Annotated in this window: 12 protein-coding genes and 4 pseudogenes; 7 read left to right on the top strand and 9 right to left on the bottom strand. The window is 63.5% G+C overall.

What is annotated here, in order from left to right; genetic code table 11:
- Window positions 1-580: 580 nt before the first annotated feature.
- The 6 genes from etfB to MKK04_RS01395 all read right to left on the bottom strand — a co-directional run bounded on the left by etfB (window position 581) and on the right by MKK04_RS01395 (window position 8,395).
- Window positions 581-1,351 (bottom strand): electron transfer flavoprotein subunit beta, encoded by a 771-nt coding sequence (etfB, locus tag MKK04_RS01420; protein WP_003257512.1) that lies wholly within the window; start codon window positions 1,349-1,351, stop codon window positions 581-583.
- Between the two features lie 10 nt (window positions 1,352-1,361).
- Window positions 1,362-2,594, bottom strand: coding sequence for an electron transfer flavoprotein subunit alpha (gene etfA, locus MKK04_RS01415; RefSeq protein ID WP_233688035.1), 1,233 nt, complete (start codon window positions 2,592-2,594; stop codon window positions 1,362-1,364).
- Complete coding sequence (gene dgcB / locus MKK04_RS01410; RefSeq protein WP_233688036.1) at window positions 2,594-4,546, bottom strand: dimethylglycine demethylation protein DgcB; 1,953 nt, start codon at window positions 4,544-4,546, stop codon at window positions 2,594-2,596. The genes etfA and dgcB overlap by 1 nt, the downstream gene beginning before the upstream one ends.
- Before the next feature lie 187 nt (window positions 4,547-4,733).
- Complete coding sequence (gene dgcA, locus MKK04_RS01405) at window positions 4,734-6,794, bottom strand: dimethylglycine demethylation protein DgcA (RefSeq protein ID WP_170027867.1); 2,061 nt, start codon at window positions 6,792-6,794, stop codon at window positions 4,734-4,736.
- Window positions 6,795-6,809: 15 nt separating this feature from the next.
- Window positions 6,810-7,340: a DUF5943 domain-containing protein gene (locus tag MKK04_RS01400; protein WP_046614486.1), complete on the bottom strand. Its 531-nt coding sequence runs from the start codon at window positions 7,338-7,340 to the stop codon at window positions 6,810-6,812.
- Between the two features lie 77 nt (window positions 7,341-7,417).
- Window positions 7,418-8,395 carry a dipeptidase gene (locus MKK04_RS01395; RefSeq protein WP_023382781.1) on the bottom strand — a complete coding sequence of 326 codons (978 nt, stop codon included), beginning with the start codon at window positions 8,393-8,395 and terminating at the stop codon, window positions 7,418-7,420.
- Window positions 8,396-8,681: 286 nt separating this feature from the next.
- Here MKK04_RS01395 and MKK04_RS01390 point away from each other — a divergent pair, with 286 nt between their 5' ends.
- The gene (locus MKK04_RS01390) at window positions 8,682-9,083 is read left to right on the top strand and encodes a lysozyme inhibitor LprI family protein (RefSeq protein ID WP_087501963.1); all 402 of its coding nucleotides are present in this window, start codon (window positions 8,682-8,684) and stop codon (window positions 9,081-9,083) included.
- 97 nt (window positions 9,084-9,180) lie between these two features.
- Here MKK04_RS01390 and MKK04_RS01385 read toward each other — a convergent pair whose 3' ends face one another.
- On the bottom strand, window positions 9,181-10,125 hold the full coding sequence (locus MKK04_RS01385; RefSeq protein ID WP_233694675.1) for a GlxA family transcriptional regulator: 945 nt from the start codon (window positions 10,123-10,125) through the stop codon (window positions 9,181-9,183).
- Window positions 10,126-10,272: 147 nt separating this feature from the next.
- On the opposite strand from MKK04_RS01385, the pseudogene choX (MKK04_RS01380) reads away from it, so the two are divergent.
- The 5 genes and pseudogenes from choX (MKK04_RS01380) to MKK04_RS01360 all read left to right on the top strand — a co-directional run bounded on the left by choX (MKK04_RS01380) (window position 10,273) and on the right by MKK04_RS01360 (window position 14,273).
- Window positions 10,273-11,216: pseudogene (gene choX / locus MKK04_RS01380) on the top strand (choline ABC transporter substrate-binding protein).
- A 121-nt stretch (window positions 11,217-11,337) separates the two neighbouring features.
- Window positions 11,338-12,221, top strand: a pseudogene (locus MKK04_RS01375) (3-keto-5-aminohexanoate cleavage protein).
- Window positions 12,222-12,239: 18 nt separating this feature from the next.
- Window positions 12,240-13,205 (top strand): L-carnitine dehydrogenase, encoded by a 966-nt coding sequence (locus MKK04_RS01370; protein WP_241106168.1) that lies wholly within the window; start codon window positions 12,240-12,242, stop codon window positions 13,203-13,205.
- A 10-nt stretch (window positions 13,206-13,215) separates the two neighbouring features.
- Window positions 13,216-13,692, top strand: coding sequence for a thioesterase family protein (locus MKK04_RS01365; protein WP_207838031.1), 477 nt, complete (start codon window positions 13,216-13,218; stop codon window positions 13,690-13,692).
- Window positions 13,693-14,015: 323 nt separating this feature from the next.
- Window positions 14,016-14,273 carry a hypothetical protein gene (locus MKK04_RS01360; RefSeq protein WP_046614493.1) on the top strand — a complete coding sequence of 86 codons (258 nt, stop codon included), beginning with the start codon at window positions 14,016-14,018 and terminating at the stop codon, window positions 14,271-14,273.
- 119 nt (window positions 14,274-14,392) lie between these two features.
- Here the strand turns inward: MKK04_RS01360 and MKK04_RS01355 are convergent.
- Window positions 14,393-15,497 (bottom strand): annotated as a pseudogene (locus tag MKK04_RS01355) (GlxA family transcriptional regulator).
- A 497-nt stretch (window positions 15,498-15,994) separates the two neighbouring features.
- Window positions 15,995-17,370 (bottom strand): annotated as a pseudogene (locus tag MKK04_RS01350) (L-serine ammonia-lyase).
- A gap of 453 nt (window positions 17,371-17,823) precedes the next feature.
- Here MKK04_RS01350 and choX (MKK04_RS01345) point away from each other — a divergent pair.
- Complete coding sequence (choX, locus tag MKK04_RS01345) at window positions 17,824-18,771, top strand: choline ABC transporter substrate-binding protein (RefSeq protein ID WP_063914499.1); 948 nt, start codon at window positions 17,824-17,826, stop codon at window positions 18,769-18,771.
- Window positions 18,772-18,838 lie beyond the last annotated feature (67 nt).

The following is an 18,838-nucleotide window of genomic DNA, read 5'->3' as shown; positions in this document are numbered from 1 at the left end:
TGGGCCAGGGCCTCATGTTCACTGGGCTGCAGCGGAGTTCATACACCTTGTCCACAGAGACACCAACAGAGTTTGTGAGCAACCGATGAATTTTCTGCCACCTGGTTGTGGATAAACGTCTCAAGGCCCGGATTTTCAAGGATCGAGCAGCATTCAGGCAAGATTGATCATTTTTTGAGCAAATCTTTCAAGACCTTTGACTGCGTGGCTTACAGCAGATACCGAACAGATTATCCACAGACCGGCTAACAGCGATTGTGGGCAAAATCAGGAGGATGCTGATGCGCACGCCTGCGAAGGCTGGGAGAATGCTTGATCGTTTTTTGATCAATACCTTGAAGAGCACGAAATACAAGGGCTGCAGCCATGCGCCAACACTTTATCCACACCTTGGCGAACAGATTTGGTGGGCAAAAGCATTCGGTCGATGCTGTGTATGGAATGTGGGAGCGGCCTTGTGTCGCGAAAGGGTTGCGCAGCAGCCCCAGGTTTTTGCATCATGCAGAAATGGCTGGGGCCGCTGCGCAGCCCTTTCGCGACACAAGGCCGCTCCCACAAAGAGACCTCCAAGCCTCTGCTTTCAGCGCAACACGCCCTCTTCCACCAGCAGCTTGAGGATGGCCTCGGCGCCTTCCTGTGGCGAAACGTCCTTCAGCACCTTGCCACCGCCCCCACTGGCCTTGGCGGTTGCCGCCTTCATCCGGTCAGCGCCGCTCTTGGCCTTGATCACCTTCAAGCGCTTGGGCCGTGGGCGGGCCGGTTGCAGCTCGGCTTCGGCCAGCAGTTCGTCTTCGACGATGGCCACGTTGCGCGCCGCCAGTACACCCCGACGCGCCGGCCCGAAAGCACTCTGGCGCGGCTTGGGCGCTGCGTTATCCACAGTCGCCAGCAGCGGCAGGCGCACTTTCAGCCGACGCCGCTGACCACGCGGCAAAGCTTGCAGCACCTGGGCGGTGCCGTTGTCGATCGACTCCACTTCGGCCAGCCCCACAATCAACGGCCAGCCAAGCTTTTCGGCCAGCAGGAACGGCAACATGCCCGACCCCTCGCCGGTCTCGGCCTGGCTGCCGGTCAGCACCAGCTGGGCCCCGGCGTCGCGCAGGTAATCCCCGAGCACGCCCAGCACATCGGCACCGGCCGGCTGCTCCAGCACGTCCAGATGGTCCAGGCCCATGCCCAGGTAGGCACGCAGCGCCTCTTCCCGTGGGTCGCCAGCATGCACCACCTGCAAGTTATCCCCAGCCAGCTGCAAACCCAACTCCACGGCGCGGGCATCCTGCTCGGCGCGGCGGGCGCGACCGGAGCTGGGGTGGGCACCGATGGAAACCAGGCTGATCACTTTCGTACTCATGCTCGTGCCCTTATGCCGCGTCGCGCTGGCCGCCGCTGCGGTAGTTGTCCACAGCCTCGATCAGTGCCTTGAGAATCGCCGAACTGTCGCCAATCACCGACAGGTCGGCCCGTTTGATCATGTCGCAGCCCGGGTCCATGTTGATCGCCACCACCTTGTCGCAGGCGCCGATGCCCTGCAGGTGCTGGATCGCGCCCGAGATACCCACAGCCACGTAGACCCGCGCAGTGACCCAGGTACCAGTAGCACCCACCTGGCGGTTGCGCGGCATGAAACCGTCGTCCACCGCCACCCGCGAGGCGCCCTCGGTGGCACCCAGGGCCGCGGTAGCCTTGTGGTACAGGTCCCAGTCCTTGACACCGTTGCCGCCCGAAACGATGAACTCGGCCTCGGCCATGGCAATGGTGGCCGGGTCCACGGCCACCGAGCCGAGGTCTTCGATGCGCGACAGGCTGCGCGCCACGCTTGTGGACAACTCCACGGGCAAGGCTTCGTGACGGGTTTCGCTGACCGGCTCGGCGCACTCGGCCGCCGCCAGGATCAGGCGTGGCACGGCACGCTGCAGGTCTTGCTGGCCGGCACCGGCACGGCCGATGCACTGGCCGTCCTTGACCTGCCATACCCGTGTCGCCGGGCGCTCGCCCAGGGCTGCGCCCAGGCGCCGGCCCAGTTCGCCGCCACCGGTGCGGCTGTCTGGCAGCAGCCAGTGGCGCGGAGTGAACTGGTTATCCACAGCCCGCAGGCCTTGTACCAGTTGCTCCGGTGCATAACCTTCGAAAGCCTCGCCCTCGATGACCAGCAGGCGGTCGACCCCGGCTGTGGAAAAGTTGCTTTCCTTGTGTTCGCCAAACACCACCGCCAGCACCGCACCGTCGCTGCCGGCCAGGCTGTGGGCCAGGCCGAGCAAGTCGCGGTCGTGGCTGCTCAGGCGGCCGCCGACCATGTCCGGTACCACGGCAATGTAGAACGCCGGCGCCGGCACCTGGTGCAGCGGCAGCTTGACCTCGGCCGCCGCCGTGCGCCGCCCGCCCACGGCGGTGCCCTGCTGGGCGCCGCTGCGGTCGATGCGCTTGATGCCGGCCGGGCCGATGAAGCCTGCGGCGATCGCATGGGGGTTCTTGCGGATGAGGCCGTTGGGCCCCATCCAGCTGGTCTGCTGCGTCTGCATCGCTGCATGCAGCGGGTGCAGACGGTTACGGGCGATCCACTCGGCGCGTGGGTCGCGGCGAATAATGTCGCTCATCAGTGCACCTCCGCAGGTTCACGTTTGGCCGTTTGCGGCTTTGGGGCAGAGGGCGCGTCCTCTTCGATCAGCACGTCGGCCACCAGCTCGGCCAGGTCCTTGATCTGTGGGCGCGGTTCGACGACACCTTCGAGCATCGCGGTGCACTGCGGGCACCCCACGGCCACCAGCTCGGCCTCGGTCTCGCGGATGTCGTCCATGCGCATGTCGGGGATACGCTGCTTGCCCGGGATGTCGGTGATCGGCGCACCGCCGCCACCGCCGCAGCAGCGCGAGCGGAAGCCCGAGCGCTCCATTTCGCGCACCTCGATGCCTAGCGCCTTGAGCACGGCACGCGGGGCTTCGTACTCGCCGTTGTAACGGCCCAGGTAGCACGGGTCGTGGTAGGTGACACTGCCACCTTTGTGCTGGCCGAGGTTGAGCTTGTTGGCCGCGATCAGTTCGGCAATGTAGGTGCTGTGGTGCTGCACCTGGTAGTCGCCGCCCAGGGCGCCGTACTCGTTCTTGAGCACATGGAAGCTGTGCGGGTCGCAGGTAACGATACGCTGGAACTTGTACTTGGCCAGGGTCTGGATATTGCGTTTGGCCAATTGCTGGAAGGTCGCCTCGTCGCCCAGGCGGCGTGCCACGTCGCCGCTGTCGCGTTCTTCCAGGCCGAGCACGGCAAAGTCCACGCCCGAAGCCTTGAGCACTTTGACGAACGCGCGCAGGGTACGCTGGTTGCGCATGTCGAAGGCACCGTCACCGACCCAGAACAGCACCTCGGTGGTTTTCACCTCCGACAGCAGTCGCAGGTTGAGGTCGGCGGCCCAGTTCATGCGGCCACCGGGGGCGAAGCCGCCCGGGTTGTCGGTGGCGATCAGGTTGTCCAGCACTTCGGCGCCCTTGTTCGGGGTGGCGCCTTTTTCCAGGGTGAGGTGACGGCGCATGTCGACGATGGCATCGACGTGCTCGATCATCATCGGGCATTCCTCGACGCAGGCACGGCAGGTGGTGCACGACCACAGCGTTTCGGCATCGACCAGGCCATTGACGATCGGCTGGTGCGGGTGGCCACCGTGTTCGCCGATCGGTTTGCCCGGGTACGGGCTGCCGGCGAACTGCGCGTCGGTGCCGCCGGCCAGGCCGATGACCATGTCCTGGATAAGCTTTTTCGGGTTCAGCGGCTGGCCGGCGGCGAAGGCCGGGCACATGGCTTCACATTTACCGCACTGCACGCAGGCATCGAAGCCCAGCAGCTGGTTCCAGGTGAAGTCCACCGGCTTTTCCACGCCCAGCGGCGCATTCGGGTCTTCCAGGTCCAGCGGCTTGAGGCCGGTGGAGCGACCGCCGCCAAAGCGTTCGGCGCGACGGTGCCAGGCCAGGTGCAGGGCACCGGCGAAGGCGTGTTTCATCGGGCCGCCCCAGGTCATGCCGAAGAACAGCTCCGACACGCCCCACAGCACACCCAGGCCGAGAATGCCGACCATCACCCAGCCACCGGTATTGGCCGGCAGGATGCCGGCGACCGGCAAGGTGGCGACGAAGAAGCTGACGGCGAACGCCAGCAGGCTTTTCGGCAGGCGCATCCACGGGCCCTTGGACAGGCGCGAAGGCGGGTTGAGGCGGCGTTTGAAGACGAAGATGGCGCCGCAGAACATGATCACCGTGGCCACCAGCAACGCGTAGCCGAGGATCTGGCTCTGCAGGCCGAAGCCGTGCACCAGGATGGCCAGCACGGCCGACAGCACGAAGCCGCCTGCGGTGGCCACGTGGGTCTTGGACATGTACTTGTCGCGCTCGACCACATGGTGCAGGTCCACCAGGTAGCGGCGCGGCATGGCCAGCAGGCCGCCGATCAGGTTGACCTTGGACGGCCGGCCACGCCGCCACATGCGCACCCGGCGCAGGGCGCCGAGCACCGCCAGGCCGAGGGCAGCGAACAGCAGGATGGGTAGAAGGGTGTTCAACATGGGAGGCTCCCACAACAGCTGGATTCTTGCGCCACTCTCAAGCGCGGCGCGGACCCTGTGGGAGCGGGTTCACCCGCGAATGCGTCCGGTCAGGCAACGGTGTTGTCAGTGCTGACGCATTCGCGGGTAAACCCGCTCCCACAGGGGGCCAATCCCGCCCTCGGGGGCGGTGTTCATGCCAGTGCGATCAGAAGTCCTTGCACAGGCGCAAGGCGTCGTAGATCGCCGCATGCACGTTGCGCTGGGCCACGCAGTCACCGATGCGGTACAGCAGGTAGCCTTCGCCCGGCTGGCTGAGGATCGGCTGTGGCTTGATGGCGAACAGCGCCTCCACGTCGATCTGGCCTTTGTTGCGCGAACCTTCCTTCAGCGCGTAGTACAGCTGCTCGTCAGGACGCACGCCGTTCTCCACCACCACCTGGTCAACCACGCGTTCTTCCTTGGCGCCGGTGTATTCGTTCTCCAGCACCGCCACCAGCTTGTCGCCCTCGCGATAGACCTTTTCCAGCATCATGTCGCCGGTCATGATCACTTCTTTCGGGTAGATGCTGCGGTAGTAGGTCGGGAAGCTGGTACCGCCCATGGCCACGCCCGGCTTGATATCGTCGGTGACGATCTCGACCTGGCTGCCCTTGTCGGCGATGAAGTCGGCCACCGACATGCCGGTGAACTCGCAGATGGTGTCGTACACCAGCACGTTCTTGCCCGGCGCAACCTTGCCGTCGAGCACGTCCCAGCTGCTGACCACCAGCCCTTCGGCGGCGCCCCAGTGCTCGTTCTGCTCAAGGAACGAATGCCCGCCCACCGCCAGCACGATGATGTCCGGACGCAGGTCCTGGATGGTCGCCACGTCGGCAGCGGTACCCAGACGCAGGTCGACCTTCAGGCGCGCCAGTTCCAACTGGTACCAGCGGGTGATACCGGCGATCTGGTCACGCTGCGGCGCCTTGGCAGCAATGGTGATCTGCCCGCCGATCTGGTCCTTCTTCTCGAACAGGGTCACGTCGTGGCCGCGTTCGGCAGCCACGCGGGCCGCTTCCATACCGGCAGGGCCGGCACCCACCACCACCACCTTGCGTTTGGCGCCGGTGGTTTTCTCGATGATGTGCGGCACCCCCATGTATTCACGGGAGGTCGCGGCGTTCTGGATGCACAGCACGTCCAGGCCCTGATACTGGCGGTCGATGCAGTAGTTGGCGCCGACGCACTGCTTGATCTGGTCGATCTGGCCCATCTTGATCTTGGCGATCAGGTGCGGGTCGGCGATGTGTGCACGGGTCATGCCGACCATGTCGACATAGCCGCCTTCCAGGATGCGCGTGGCCTGGTTCGGGTCCTTGATGTTCTGCGCGTGCAGCACCGGGACCTTGACCACTTCCTTGATGCCGGCGGCCAGGTGCAGGAACGGCTCCGGCGGGTAGCTCATGTTGGGGATGACGTTGGCCAGGGTGTTGTGGGTGTCGCAACCCGAGCCGACCACGCCGATGAAATCGATCATGCCGGTGGCGTCGTAGTAGGCGGCGATCTGCTTCATGTCCTCGTGGCTGAGGCCATCGGGGTGGAACTCGTCACCACAGATGCGCATGCCCACGCAGAAGTCGTCACCGACTTCGGCACGCACGGCTTTCAATACTTCCAGGCCGAACTTCATGCGGCCTTCGAAGGTGCCGCCCCATTCGTCGGTACGTTTGTTTACACGCGGGCTCCAGAACTGGTCGATCATGTGCTGGTGCACGGCCGACAGTTCCACGCCGTCCAGGCCGCCTTCTTTGGCGCGGCGGGCAGCTTGCGCGTAGTTGCCGATCACGCGCCAGATCTCTTCCACCTCGATGGTCTTGCAGGTGGCGCGGTGCACGGGTTCACGGATACCCGACGGCGACATCAGGGTCGGCCAGTTGAAGCCGTCCCAGCGCGAGCGACGGCCCATGTGGGTAATCTGGATCATGATCTTGGCGCCATGCTTGTGCATGGCGTCGGCCAGGTTCTGGAAGTGCGGGATGATGCGGTCGGTCGACAGGTTGACCGACGACCACCACTCCTGCGGGCTGTCGATGGCCACCACCGACGAGCCGCCGCAGATCGCCAGGCCGATACCGCCCTTGGCCTTCTCTTCGTAGTACTTCACGTAGCGGTCGGTCGTCATGCCGCCGTCAGTGGCGTAGACCTCGGCGTGCGCGGTGCTGAGCACACGGTTGCGGATGGTCAGTTTGCCGATCTGGATCGGCTGGAACATTGCTTCGAATGCCATGACGCTATCTCCGGCTTACAACGGCTTGACGACGAACAGGCCATCTTCGTGGCCTTCTTCCGACCCGCCATAGACCTGTTCGGCCACGGTGCGGATCGAGCTGCCGCGGGCAGCGAGAATCTGGTCCATGGCGCCGGCGAACCAGCCGGTGAACATGTAGTCGACCTTGCGACCGCACTTGCCATAGACGTACACGAACGCGGAGTGCTTGAGCTTGACGCTGCAGGTGCCCTTGTCGAGGTCGATGTCCTGGATCTCGAACAGGCCCCAGCCGCGCTGGCTCAGGCGCTTCATGTAGTGCTCGAACACCGCCACGCCTTCCAGGCCATGGCACTCGGCTTCTTTTTCACACCAGTGCCAGGCGGACTTGTAGCCGGCCTTGTAGAGGATCTCGGCGTACTTGTCAGCGCCCAGGACTTCTTCGATGCCCATGTGGTTGTTGACGAAGAAATGGCGTGGCACATACAGCATCGGCAGGGCGTCGCTGGTCCAGACACCGGTCTCGCTGTCGACTTCGATTGGCAATTGCGGGGCGATCTTGGCCATGGAAACTCAACTCCATAAAATTTTTTATCGGGATGCCCCGGCGTTGCTGGCAGGGGCTTTCAGGCTTGGAGAGCGGCTTACTCGCCCCACACGTCCTTGAGGACGTTGACCCAGTTCTCGCCCATGATCTTGCGCACCACGCGCTCGGAGTGGCCGCGCTTGAGCAAGGTTTCGGTGAGGTTGGGGAATTCGCCCACGGTGCGGATGCCCAGCGGGTTGATGATCTTGCCGAAGTTGGTCAGGCGACGGGCATAACCCTTGTCGTGGGTCAGGTACTCGAAGAAGTCCTGGCCGTGGCCCTGGGTGAAGTCGGTACCGATACCGATGGCGTCTTCACCGACGATGTTCATGGTGTACTCGATGGCCTCGGCGTAGTCGTCGATGGTCGAGTCGATGCCCTTGGCCAGGAACGGCGCGAACATGGTCACGCCGACGAAGCCACCGTGGTCGGCGATGAACTTCAGCTCTTCGTCCGACTTGTTGCGCGGGTGCTCTTTCAGGCCCGACGGCAGGCAGTGCGAGTAGCAGACCGGCTTTTTCGACTCGAGGATGACTTCTTCGGAAGTCTTGGAGCCGACGTGGGACAGGTCGCACATGATGCCGACACGGTTCATTTCGGCGACGATCTCGCGGCCGAAGCCCGACAGGCCGCCATCACGCTCGTAGCAACCGGTGCCGACCAGGTTCTGGGTGTTGTAGCACATCTGCACGATGCCCACGCCCAACTGCTTGAACACGTCGACGTAGGCGATCTGGTCTTCAAACGCATGGGCGTTCTGGAAGCCGAAGAGGATGCCGGTCTTGCCCAGCTCCTTGGCCTTGCGGATGTCGGCGGTGGTGCGCACCGGCATCACCAGGTCGCTGTTTTCGCGGATCAGCTTCTGGCTGGCAGCGATGTTGTCGACGGTCGCCTTGAAGCCTTCCCAGACCGACACCGTGCAGTTGGCCGCAGTCAGCCCGCCTTTGCGCATGTCCTCGAACAGCTCGCGGTTCCATTTGGCAATGATCAGGCCGTCGATGACGATGCTGTCGGCGTGAAGTTCGGCTGGGCTCATCAGGCTGTCCCCTTTTATTGAATGGGTTTGCGCCAAACCTTATTGCCGGCGCTTTGGGGCCAGCATATGCCTGTGCCCAAAGGCGCCCCGATGCAAAAACGACAGGGGGTTTGCCGAAAGCGTCAATGCGCGACAACAGGCCTTCTGGCGCGGTGTCTGGCGATGAGAGACAGTCTCGATAACGACGTTTCCGGCGGCTTTATGAACATTTCGTCAGGGAGCTACCGCCTTGCCGTCGGCTGAGCGAGAATCCCAGCGATTCGTCAGCCTGTTGAGGAGAAAACGGATGAAATCAATGGCATGGCTGGTACTGCTGGCTGTCGTATCGGGCGCCCAGGCCGGCGAGGAAGAAAGCACCCCGTGCGACAACGTCGAGACCGACCAGCAGACCTACGCCTGCGCTGCGTTCAACAAGCAGACCGCCGAGCGCGAGCTGAAAGCGGCGTATGACGAACTGATCCAGCGCATCCGCGACCAGTATGCCGATGAAAGCGACCAGGCCACTGCGCTGGTCGGGCGCATGGACGCGGCCGAGAAGCTGTGGGCGCAGCTGCGCGATGCCGACTGCAAGGTCGAGACCTACGCCGAGAAGCCCGGGAGCAAGGCGTTCGAGGCGGCGTGGGATACCTGCGTGGCGCAGCGCAGTGATGACCGCTCGGAGTACCTGCAGTCCATCGGCCAGCAGTAAGCCTGTACCGGCCTCTTCGCGGGCACGCCCGCTCCCACAGGTACTGCGCAATCTGTGGGAGCGGGCGTGCCCGCGAAGAGGCCGGTGCAGGGGGAAATCAAACCACCCGGGCCAAGCGGTCCTCCCGCGGGCAACGCTGGTAACGCGCCCGATAGCAGCGGGTAAAGTATGAAGCCGACTCGAACCCGCACGCCACCCCCACCTCCAGCACACTCATGTCGGTCTGGCGCAACAACTGCCGTGCCTTGTCCAGGCGTAGTCGCAAGTAGAACCCACTGGGGGTGTCATCCAGGTGCACGCGAAACAGCCGCTCCAGCTGGCGCCGGGTCACCTGCACCGCTTCGGCCAGCACCTGGGTATTGAGCGGCTGCTCGGTGTTGCGCTCCATTTCGCCAATCACCTTCACCAGCTTCTTGTTGCTGATGCCATAGCGGCTGGCGATCTGCATGCGCTGGTGGTCCTGTCGCTGGCGGATACGTCCGAGCACGAACTGCTCCGACACCTGCACCGCCAGTTCACTACCGTGGGCCTGGGCAATCAGGTCGAGCATCAGGTCGATCGAAGCGGTGCCACCGGCACAGGTGATGCGCCGCCGATCGATCTCGAACAGCTCCTGGGTCGCCTGCAGGCTCGGGTAATTCTCCTTGAACGCCTCCAGCGCCTCCCAGTGCACGGTGGCGCGGTGGCCGTCGAGCAGGCCAGCCTCGGCCAGCACCACCGCGCCAGTATCAATGCCACCCAGAATCACCCCCTCATGGTCCAGGCGGCGTAGCGCCTGCTGCAGCGTCGGCCCGTAACAGGCCAGTGGCTCGAAGCCGGCGACGATCAGCAGGGTGCCGCCAGGTTCGCCCGCTGCCAGTGCGGCGTCGGCGTTCACCGACATGCCATTGCTGGCCTGCACCGCCCCGCCATCCAGGCTCAATACCTGCCAGCGATACAACGGGCCCTTGAAGCGGTTGGCCACCCGCAGTGGCTCCAGGGCACTGATGAAACCCATGGCCGAGAACCCGGGCAACAACAGAAAGTGAATGATTTGCGGCATTGCATGCTCCACGGCAAAGGTGGTCGCCTCCGTGCAAATGTTGGTCGCCAGGGTGCGATTTTCCACCCTGACAGCAGCGTAGCTTCTTCATACGACCCAGAGAGGTCGAACCCCAATAACAATATGCACTGCCGATGGAGAGCCACCATGCACAGCTTGATCCGCCGCAGCCTGTTGACCCTTGCTCTGAGTAGCATCGCCGCTTCCCCACTATTCGCCGCCGAGCCTGCGGCCTGCAAGAACGTCCGTCTGGGCGTGGTCAACTGGACCGACGTCATCGCCACCAGCGCCATGGCCCAGGTGCTGCTCGACGGGCTGGGCTACCAGACCAAGCAGACCAGCGCTTCGCAGCAAATCATCTTCGCAGGTATTCGCGACAAACGCCTGGACATGTTCCTGGGTTACTGGAACCCGATCATGACCCAGACCATTACCCCGTTCGTCGACGCCAAGCAGGTCAAGGTGCTCGACAAGCCCAGCCTGGAAGACGCCCGCGCCACCCTGGCGGTGCCCAAGTACCTGGCCGACAAGGGCCTGAAGACCTTCGCCGACATCCACAAGTTCGAAAAGGAACTGGGCGGGAAGATCTACGGCATCGAACCAGGTTCGGGCGCCAACACCCAGATCAAGGCGATGATTGCCAAGAACCAGTTCGGCCTGGGCAAGTTCCAGCTGGTCGAGTCCAGCGAGGCCGGCATGCTCGCCGCCGTCGACCGCGCGGTGCGGCGCAACGAGGCCGTGGTGTTCTTCGGCTGGGCGCCGCACCCGATGAACGTGAACATCGACATGGTCTACCTGGGCGACAGCCAGGATGCCCGGGCCCTGACGAAGGCCGCGCGACAGTGTGGACAGTGACCGCGCCGGACTACGCCGAACGCTGCCCCAACGCCCACCGCCTGCTGGCCAACCTGAACTTCAGCGCCGAGGACGAGAGCCGCATGATGCAGCCGCTGCTCGACCACAAGGATGCGCTGGAGTCAGCCCGCCAGTGGCTCAAGGACCACCCCGAGGACAAGGCCCGCTGGCTGGAGGGTGTGACCACCTTCGATGGCAAGCCGGCTGCCGACAACCTCAACCTCAGCGCCAACTGATCCGACCCATTCGCGGGTAAACCCGCTCCCACAAGTCATGCACATGCCGGGGGCAACATCGTCCCCTGTGGGAGCGGGTTTACCCGCGAAAAGGCCACCAGACACCACAAGGAACCCCGCCATGAACCACGACGTCATCATCACCTGCGCCCTGACCGGCGCCGGCGACACCGCTTCGAAAAGCCACCTTGTTCCAGTCACCCCCAAGCAGATCGCCGAGTCCGCCGTAGAGGCCGCCAAGGCCGGCGCCACCGTGGTCCACTGCCACGTCCGCGACCCGCAAACCGGCCGCTTCAGCCGCGACGTGGCGCTGTATCGCGAGGTCATGGAACGCATCCGCGAAGCCGACGTGGACATCATCGTCAACCTTACCGCCGGCATGGGTGGCGACCTGGAAATCGGCCCGGGTGAAACACCGCTGGAGTTCGGCCCGGGCACCGACCTGATCGGCCCACTGGAGCGCCTGGCCCATGTCGAAGCACTGCTGCCGGAAATCTGCACCCTCGACTGCGGCACCCTCAACTTCGGCGACGGCAACTCGATCTACGTCTCCACCCCGGCGCAACTGCGCGCCGGCGCCAAGCGCATCACTGAACTGGGGTGAAAGCCGAACTGGAAATCTTCGACACCGGCCACCTGTGGTTCGCCAAGCAAATGATCAAGGAAGGCCTGCTGGATGATCCGCTGTTCCAACTGTGCCTGGGCATCCCGTGGGGCGCGCCGGCCGATACCACCACCATGAAGGCGATGGTCGACAACCTGCCGGCCAACGTCACCTGGGCCGGGTTCGGCATCGGCCGCATGCAGATGCCGATGGCAGCACAGGCCGTGTTGCTTGGCGGCAACGTGCGGGTAGGCCTGGAGGACAACCTGTACCTGGACCGTGGCGTACTGGCCAGCAACGGCCAACTGGTCGAGCGCGCAGTGGAAATCATCTCGCGTCTTGGCGCCCGTGTACTGACCCCGGCCGAGGGCCGGGAAAAGATGAACCTCAAACGCCGCTGATCCCTTCAGGAGACCAACATGACCTTCATCACCGAGATCAAGACCTTCGCCGCCCTGGGTAGTGGCGTGATCGGCAGCGGCTGGGTCGCCCGCGCCCTGGCCCACGGCCTGGACGTGGTCGCCTGGGACCCGGCACCCGGCGCCGAGCAGGCCTTGCGCAAGCGCATCGCCAACGCCTGGCCCGCGCTGGAGAAGCAAGGCCTGGCGCCGGGCGCATCACAAGACCGCCTGAAGTTCGTCGCCACCATCGAGGAATGCGTCCGCGACGCCGACTTCATCCAGGAAAGCGCACCTGAGCGCCTGGACCTGAAACTCGACCTGCACGCAAAGATCAGCGCTGCCGCCAAACCCGACGCGATCATCGGCTCCAGCACTTCGGGCCTGCTGCCCAGCGAATTCTACGAGTCGGCCACCCACCCCGAGCGCTGCGTGGTCGGCCACCCGTTCAACCCGGTGTACCTGCTGCCGCTGGTGGAAATCGTCGGCGGCAACCGCACCGCCCCCGAGGCCATCGAAGCTGCCAGGACCATCTACACCGCCTCGGGCATGCGCCCGCTGCACGTGCGCAAGGAAGTGCCCGGGTTCATCGCCGACCGCCTGCTCGAAGCCCTGTGGCGCGAGGCCCTGCACCTGGTCAACGACGGCGTGGCCAGCACCGGCGAGATCGACGATGCCATCCGCTTCGGCGCCGGCCTGCGCTGGTCGTTCATGGGCACCTTCCTCACCTACACCCTGGCCGGTGGCGATGCTGGCATGCGCCACTTCATGGCCCAGTTCGGCCCGGCGCTGAAGCTGCCGTGGACCTACCTGCCAGCCCCGGAGCTCACCGACAAGCTGATCGACGATGTGGTCGAAGGCACCGCGGAGCAACTGGGCGAACGCAGCATCGCCGCACTGGAGCGCTATCGTGATGACACCCTGCTGGCAGTGCTGGAAGCGGTGAAGACCAGCAAGGCCAGCCACGGTATGGCTTTCGGCGACTGAGGAGACCGCGATGCCCGCATTGATTACCTACCGCACCCCGGTCCAGGAGGACTGGGTCGACTACAACGGGCACCTGCGCGATGCCTTCTACTTGCTGATCTTCAGCTATGCCACCGATGCGCTGATGGAGCGCATCGGCCTGGATGCCGACAGCCGTGGGCAGAGCGGTAATTCACTGTTCACCCTGGAGGCACACATCAACTACCTGCACGAAGTGAAGCTGGGCACCGAGGTGTGGGTGCAGACGCAGATCATCGGCTTCGACCGCAAGCGCCTGCATGTCTACCACAGCCTGCACCGGGCGGGGTTCGACGAGGCGCTGGCGGCCAGTGAGCAGATGCTGCTGCATGTGGACCTGGCGGGACCGAAGTCGGCGCCGTTCAGTGAGCAGAGTGTCGGGTTGCTGCAAGGCTTGGTGGAGCAACAACAGGATCTGCCGCCGGCCGAGTTCGTGGGCCGGGTAATAGGCCTGCCTGCAGCAAAGTGAGAAAAAGCACATAACCTGTGGGAGCGGGCGTGCCCGCTCCCACAGGTCATATATTCCGGCTTGAAAAAATAACCCCGGAAAGCCGTGAGCATCCGGGGCCAAGAGCGAGCAACATCCATGCACTAACGTGGGTGACCAAACCCTTCGTTGCGGTAGATGGCTTGAGTGTGCGCACTTCCCGAACGGTGGATTTAGCCGGAAACGACCTGTTCTTAGCCAAAGCAGCCATGGCGCCATTCTGTTGTTGCGGGCATGTCGCCAGCGTCACAGAATCGGTCGTAAATCACAGCAGCACTCTCTTAGCGATAAAAGGGACAACAGCCATGATGCATGCGGATTTGATTGACCAGGACGATCTGGCAGGCCACCTGCGCGCGCGGGGGTTCGAGATTCCGGCCGGAGCTACTGCCGAGCAGGCCTGCGAAGCGGTGGTGCGTGGGCTGACCGAGCCCAATGCACGGGCGCTGAAGGGGATGGTGGAGCAGATGTATACCGGCAGTGCGACGATCCTGCCGGCGGTGCGCCAGGCCATCGACAAACAGCTGTTGCCGGCGTTGGCGCAGTTCAACAAGCGCGCCTGATTCGTTTTCCTGTACTGGCCTCTTCGCGGGTAAACCCGCTCCCACAGGTACTGCACTGCTTTTGAATTCAGTGCAGTACCTGTGGGAGCGGGTTTACCCGCGAAGAGGCCAGTGCTGTTTCAGAGCCTTACACTGGCAAAGGTCGACTCGTTGCGCGCCTGGCTCAGGGCCGCCATCGGCCCGCTGTGCGGCGACAGGGTCATGGCCTGCGGGATCGGCATCATCGCCACCTGCTGCGCAGTGTTGGAACCCACGCGCTCGTCACGCGGCGGAATGCCGAAGTACTCGCGGTAGCACTTGGAGAAGTGCGGGGTCGACACGAAGCCGCACACCGACGCCACTTCGATGATCGACATCGGCGTCTGCTTCAGCAGCTGCCGGGCGCGGATCAGGCGCAGCTTCAGGTAGTAACGCGACGGCGAACAGTGCAGGTACTTCTGGAACAGGCGCTCGAGCTGCCGGCGCGATACCGACACGTATACCGCCAGTTCGTCCAGGTCGATCGGCTCTTCGAGGTTGGCCTCCATCAGCGCAACGATTTCCTGCAGCTTCGGCTGGTTGGTGCCAAGCATGTGCTTGAGTGGCACGCGCTGGTGATCCTGCTCGTTGCGGATGCGCTCGTAGACGAACATTTCGGAGATCGCCGCCGACAGTTCACGACCGTGGTCGCGGCTGATCAGGTGCAGCATCATGTCCAGCGGCGCAGTGCCGCCAGAGCTGGTGAAGCGGTTACGGTCGAGGGTGAACAGGCGGGTACTCATGTTGACCCGCGGGTAGGCCTCCTGCATGGCCGCCAGGCATTCCCAGTGCACGCTGCAATCGAAACCATCCAGCAGCCCGGCACAGGCCAAGGCCCAGCTGCCAGTGCATACCGCGCCCAGACGGCGCGACTGACGGGCCTGGGTTTGCAACCAGGTGACATGCTCGCGGGTAACGCTGCGCTGGATGCCCACGCCGCCACAGACAATCACGGTATCGATGGGGGCGCACTGTGCATGGCGGCGTCAGGGGTTATCTGCAAGCCATCGCTGGCCCACACCTGCCCACCATCGGCGGTGAGGGTGTGCCAGCGGTACAGCTCACGGCCGGACAGCTGGTTGGCCATGCGCAGCGGCTCGACGGCCGACGCCAGGGAAATCAGGGTGAAATTGTCCAATAGGAGAAACCCGATGGACTGGGGGCTGTGCGGTTCTGGGTTGGGTTCCCGGAGGTGTACGACGTCATCGCGATTTCTCCTCACACAAATGCAGGGTGTGCCTCAGGCGGGCACTGATTTCTTGTTATGTATGGCCCCGGTTTCATGTGCAGGGGCTTTGGTGCCAATCTCAACGCAAACGCCGTGCCTGAAATTGAACGGCTATCCAAAAAAACTGAAAACGACGCCTTTGTTAGGCAAATCAGGTGCTTTGACCGAGTTGGCCAATCTTCGCAAAACAGGCGTGCTAGGCGTTGTGCGTGTAACGGCTGAGCAATTTGGTGACACGCGCAGTGTAGGATGCCCAGAAACGACACTCTTGAGTGTCACCGACAACGCCCACACTGATAACGACACCCGACGATCGGTATGCGTCGTTTGCACCATAAAGAGACATTTGTAGCTGTGCTGCACCTGTTTCAATCTCAAGGCCCCCTTCGCGGGCACGCCCGCTCCCACAGGGATTGCACAGTTCCTGTGGGAGCGGGCGTGCCCGCGAAGGGGGCCTTGAGGCCAGATCAAACTATCAGCATTCGATAGCGCTGACCGCCAGGCCACCGCGCGAGGTCTCTTTGTACTTGTCGTGCATGTCGGCCCCGGTATCGCGCATGGTGCGGATTACCTGGTCGAGGGAAATGAAATGCTCACCGTCACCACGCAGGGCCATCTGCACTGCGTTGATGGCCTTTACCGCGGCAATCGCGTTGCGCTCGATGCACGGCACCTGCACCAACCCGCCGACCGGGTCGCAGGTCAGGCCCAGGTTGTGTTCCAGGGCAATTTCAGCGGCGTTCTCCACCTGCGGCGGCGTAGCCCCCAGCACTTCGGCCAGCCCGGCAGCGGCCATGGCACAGGCCGAGCCGACTTCCCCTGGCAGCCAACCTCGGCACCGGAAATCGACGCGTTCTTCTTGCACAGGATGCCCACTGCCGCAGCGGCGAGGAAGAAGTCGACCACGCTGGACTCGTTCACCGCATCACTGAAGCGCATGTAGTAATGCAGCACCGCCGGAATGATGCCGGCAGCGCCGTTGGTCGGCGCAGTGACCATGCGCCCGCCGGCGGCGTTCTCTTCGTTGACCGCCAGGGCGAACAGGTTGACCCATTCCATGGCGCTCATGGTCGAGCCGATCACGTTGGGCTTGCCGATTTCCTGCAGGCTGCGGTGCAGCTTGGCAGCACGGCGGCGCACGTTCAGGCCGCCGGGCAACGTGCCTTCGTACTTCAAGCCATTGTTGACGCACTCCTGCATGGCCTCCCAGAGTTTGTACAGGCCGGCACGGATCTCTTCCTCGCTGCGCCAGACCTTCTCGTTGGCCATCATCAATTGCGACACGCTGAGGTCGTTTTGCTTGCACAGGCGCAGCAGTTCGGCAGCGCTGTTGAAGTCGTACGGCAGCACCGTCTGGTCGGCATCCAGCACGCCGCTGGCGGCCTGGGCGGCATCGACCACGAAACCGCCACCCACCGAGTAGTAAGTGTCGCGGTGCAGCTCGCCCTGCTCGCCTTCGGCAATCAGGGTCATGGCGTTGGGGTGGTACGGCAGGTTCTCGTCCAGCAGCAGCATGTCGCGGGCCCAGACAAATTCGATGGGCAGGCGGTTGTCCAGCTGCAGGGTGTTGGTTTCACGCAGGTCGGCGATACGCGGCACGATCTGGGTCGGGTCAATGGCGTCAGGCCATTCGCCCATCAGGCCCATGATGGTGGCGTTGTCGGTGCCGTGACCGATACCGGTGGCCGACAGCGAGCCATACAGGCGCACTTCGATCCGCTGCACACGTTCCAGCTCGCCGCGTTCGCGCAGGCCCTGGACGAACAGGGCGCCAGCACGCATGGGGCCGACGGTGTGGGAGCTGGAGGGCCCGACACCGATCTTGAACAGGTCGAACACGCTGATGGCCATTATCGAATCACCTCTTGCTGGGCTTGTCTCTGCGCGCCATGCGCAGGGCGGGGCAGCTGCTAGGCTGAAACAGCGGGCCGCCTTGAATGCACGCATCATCGGGCTTTTACCGCCCCCCTCGCCGTCTGCAACCGACGTACTTTTGTCCAGCAGCGCCGCGCTGTTTTTACGTGTGGAGCTGCCCTCGCCTCGCCGCTTTCCGGCGGCCTGGTGACGTAAAAATGCGGCTGAAGGGGTGGAAAAATCCATAAGCGACATCGCCCATACTGGATACGACCCGTTCCGTACTGGTTACGACCCCACCAGTAGGCGATTGCCCAGCGCTGGAGGATTATCGAAAGCGACTCGTAAAGCACGGCCACGCATCCTGCCCTCTGCAGGCCTGGTCGACCGGACCCTGAGAAAGCCCGGCGACCCAAGCGAACCCGAAGACAAAATCACAGGAGTCCATCCATGAAAGGTTCACCATCGCTTTTGCTGGTTGCGTTGCTGTCCGCGCCTTTGCTGGCACAGGCCGCCGAACCCGAGCAATGCCAGACGGTACGGTTCTCGGATGTCGGCTGGACCGACATCACGGTCACCACCGCGACCACCAGCGTTGTGCTCGAAGCACTGGGTTACAAGACCCACACCACCATGATCTCGGTACCGGTGACCTACAAGTCGCTGGCCACCGGCAAGGACCTGGACGTGTTTCTCGGCAACTGGATGCCGACCATGGAGAACGACATCAAGCAATACCGCGACGCCGGCACTGTAGAAACCGTGCGCGCCAACCTGGAAAACGCCAAATACACCCTGGCGGTGCCCCAGGCGCTGTATGACAAGGGCCTGAAGGATTTCAGCGACATTCCCAAGTTCAAGAAAGAACTCGACAGCAAGATCTACGGCATCGAACCCGGCAACGATGGCAACCGCACCATCCAGAGCATGATCGACAAGAACGCCTTCGGCCTGAAGGACGCCGGCTTCAAGATCGTCCAGTCCAGCGAGGCCGGCATGCTGTCGCAGGTCGACCGCGCGCAGAAACGCGGCGAGGCGCTGGTGTTCCTCGGCTGGGAACCGCACCCGATGAACACCCGCTTCAAGATGCAGTACCTGACTGGCGGGGACGAGTTCTTCGGCCCCGACTTCGGCAAGGCGACCGTATTGACCAACACCCGCAAGGGTTATGTGCAGGAATGCAGCAACGTTGGCCAGCTGTTGAAGAATCTGTCGTTCGAGCTCAAGGATGAAAGCACCATGATGGGCTATGTCCTGGACGACAAGATGAAACCCGAGGCGGCTGCCAAGAAGTGGCTCAAGGACAACCCAGGCAAACTGGAGGCCTGGCTGGCCGGCGTTACCACCGTGGATGGCAAACCCGGCCTTGAGGCGGCCAAGGCCAAGCTGACGCAATAACGAAATACGCAATAGCGCTACCTCGGGGCAGGCCCGTGCCTGCCCCGGGTGATTTCAATCTATGCAG

Source organism: Pseudomonas sp. LS.1a, assembly GCF_022533585.1.
Taxonomy (GTDB): domain Bacteria; phylum Pseudomonadota; class Gammaproteobacteria; order Pseudomonadales; family Pseudomonadaceae; genus Aquipseudomonas.
Note: the sequence above shows the minus strand (reverse complement) of the source record. Positions and strands in the feature narration are given on the sequence as shown.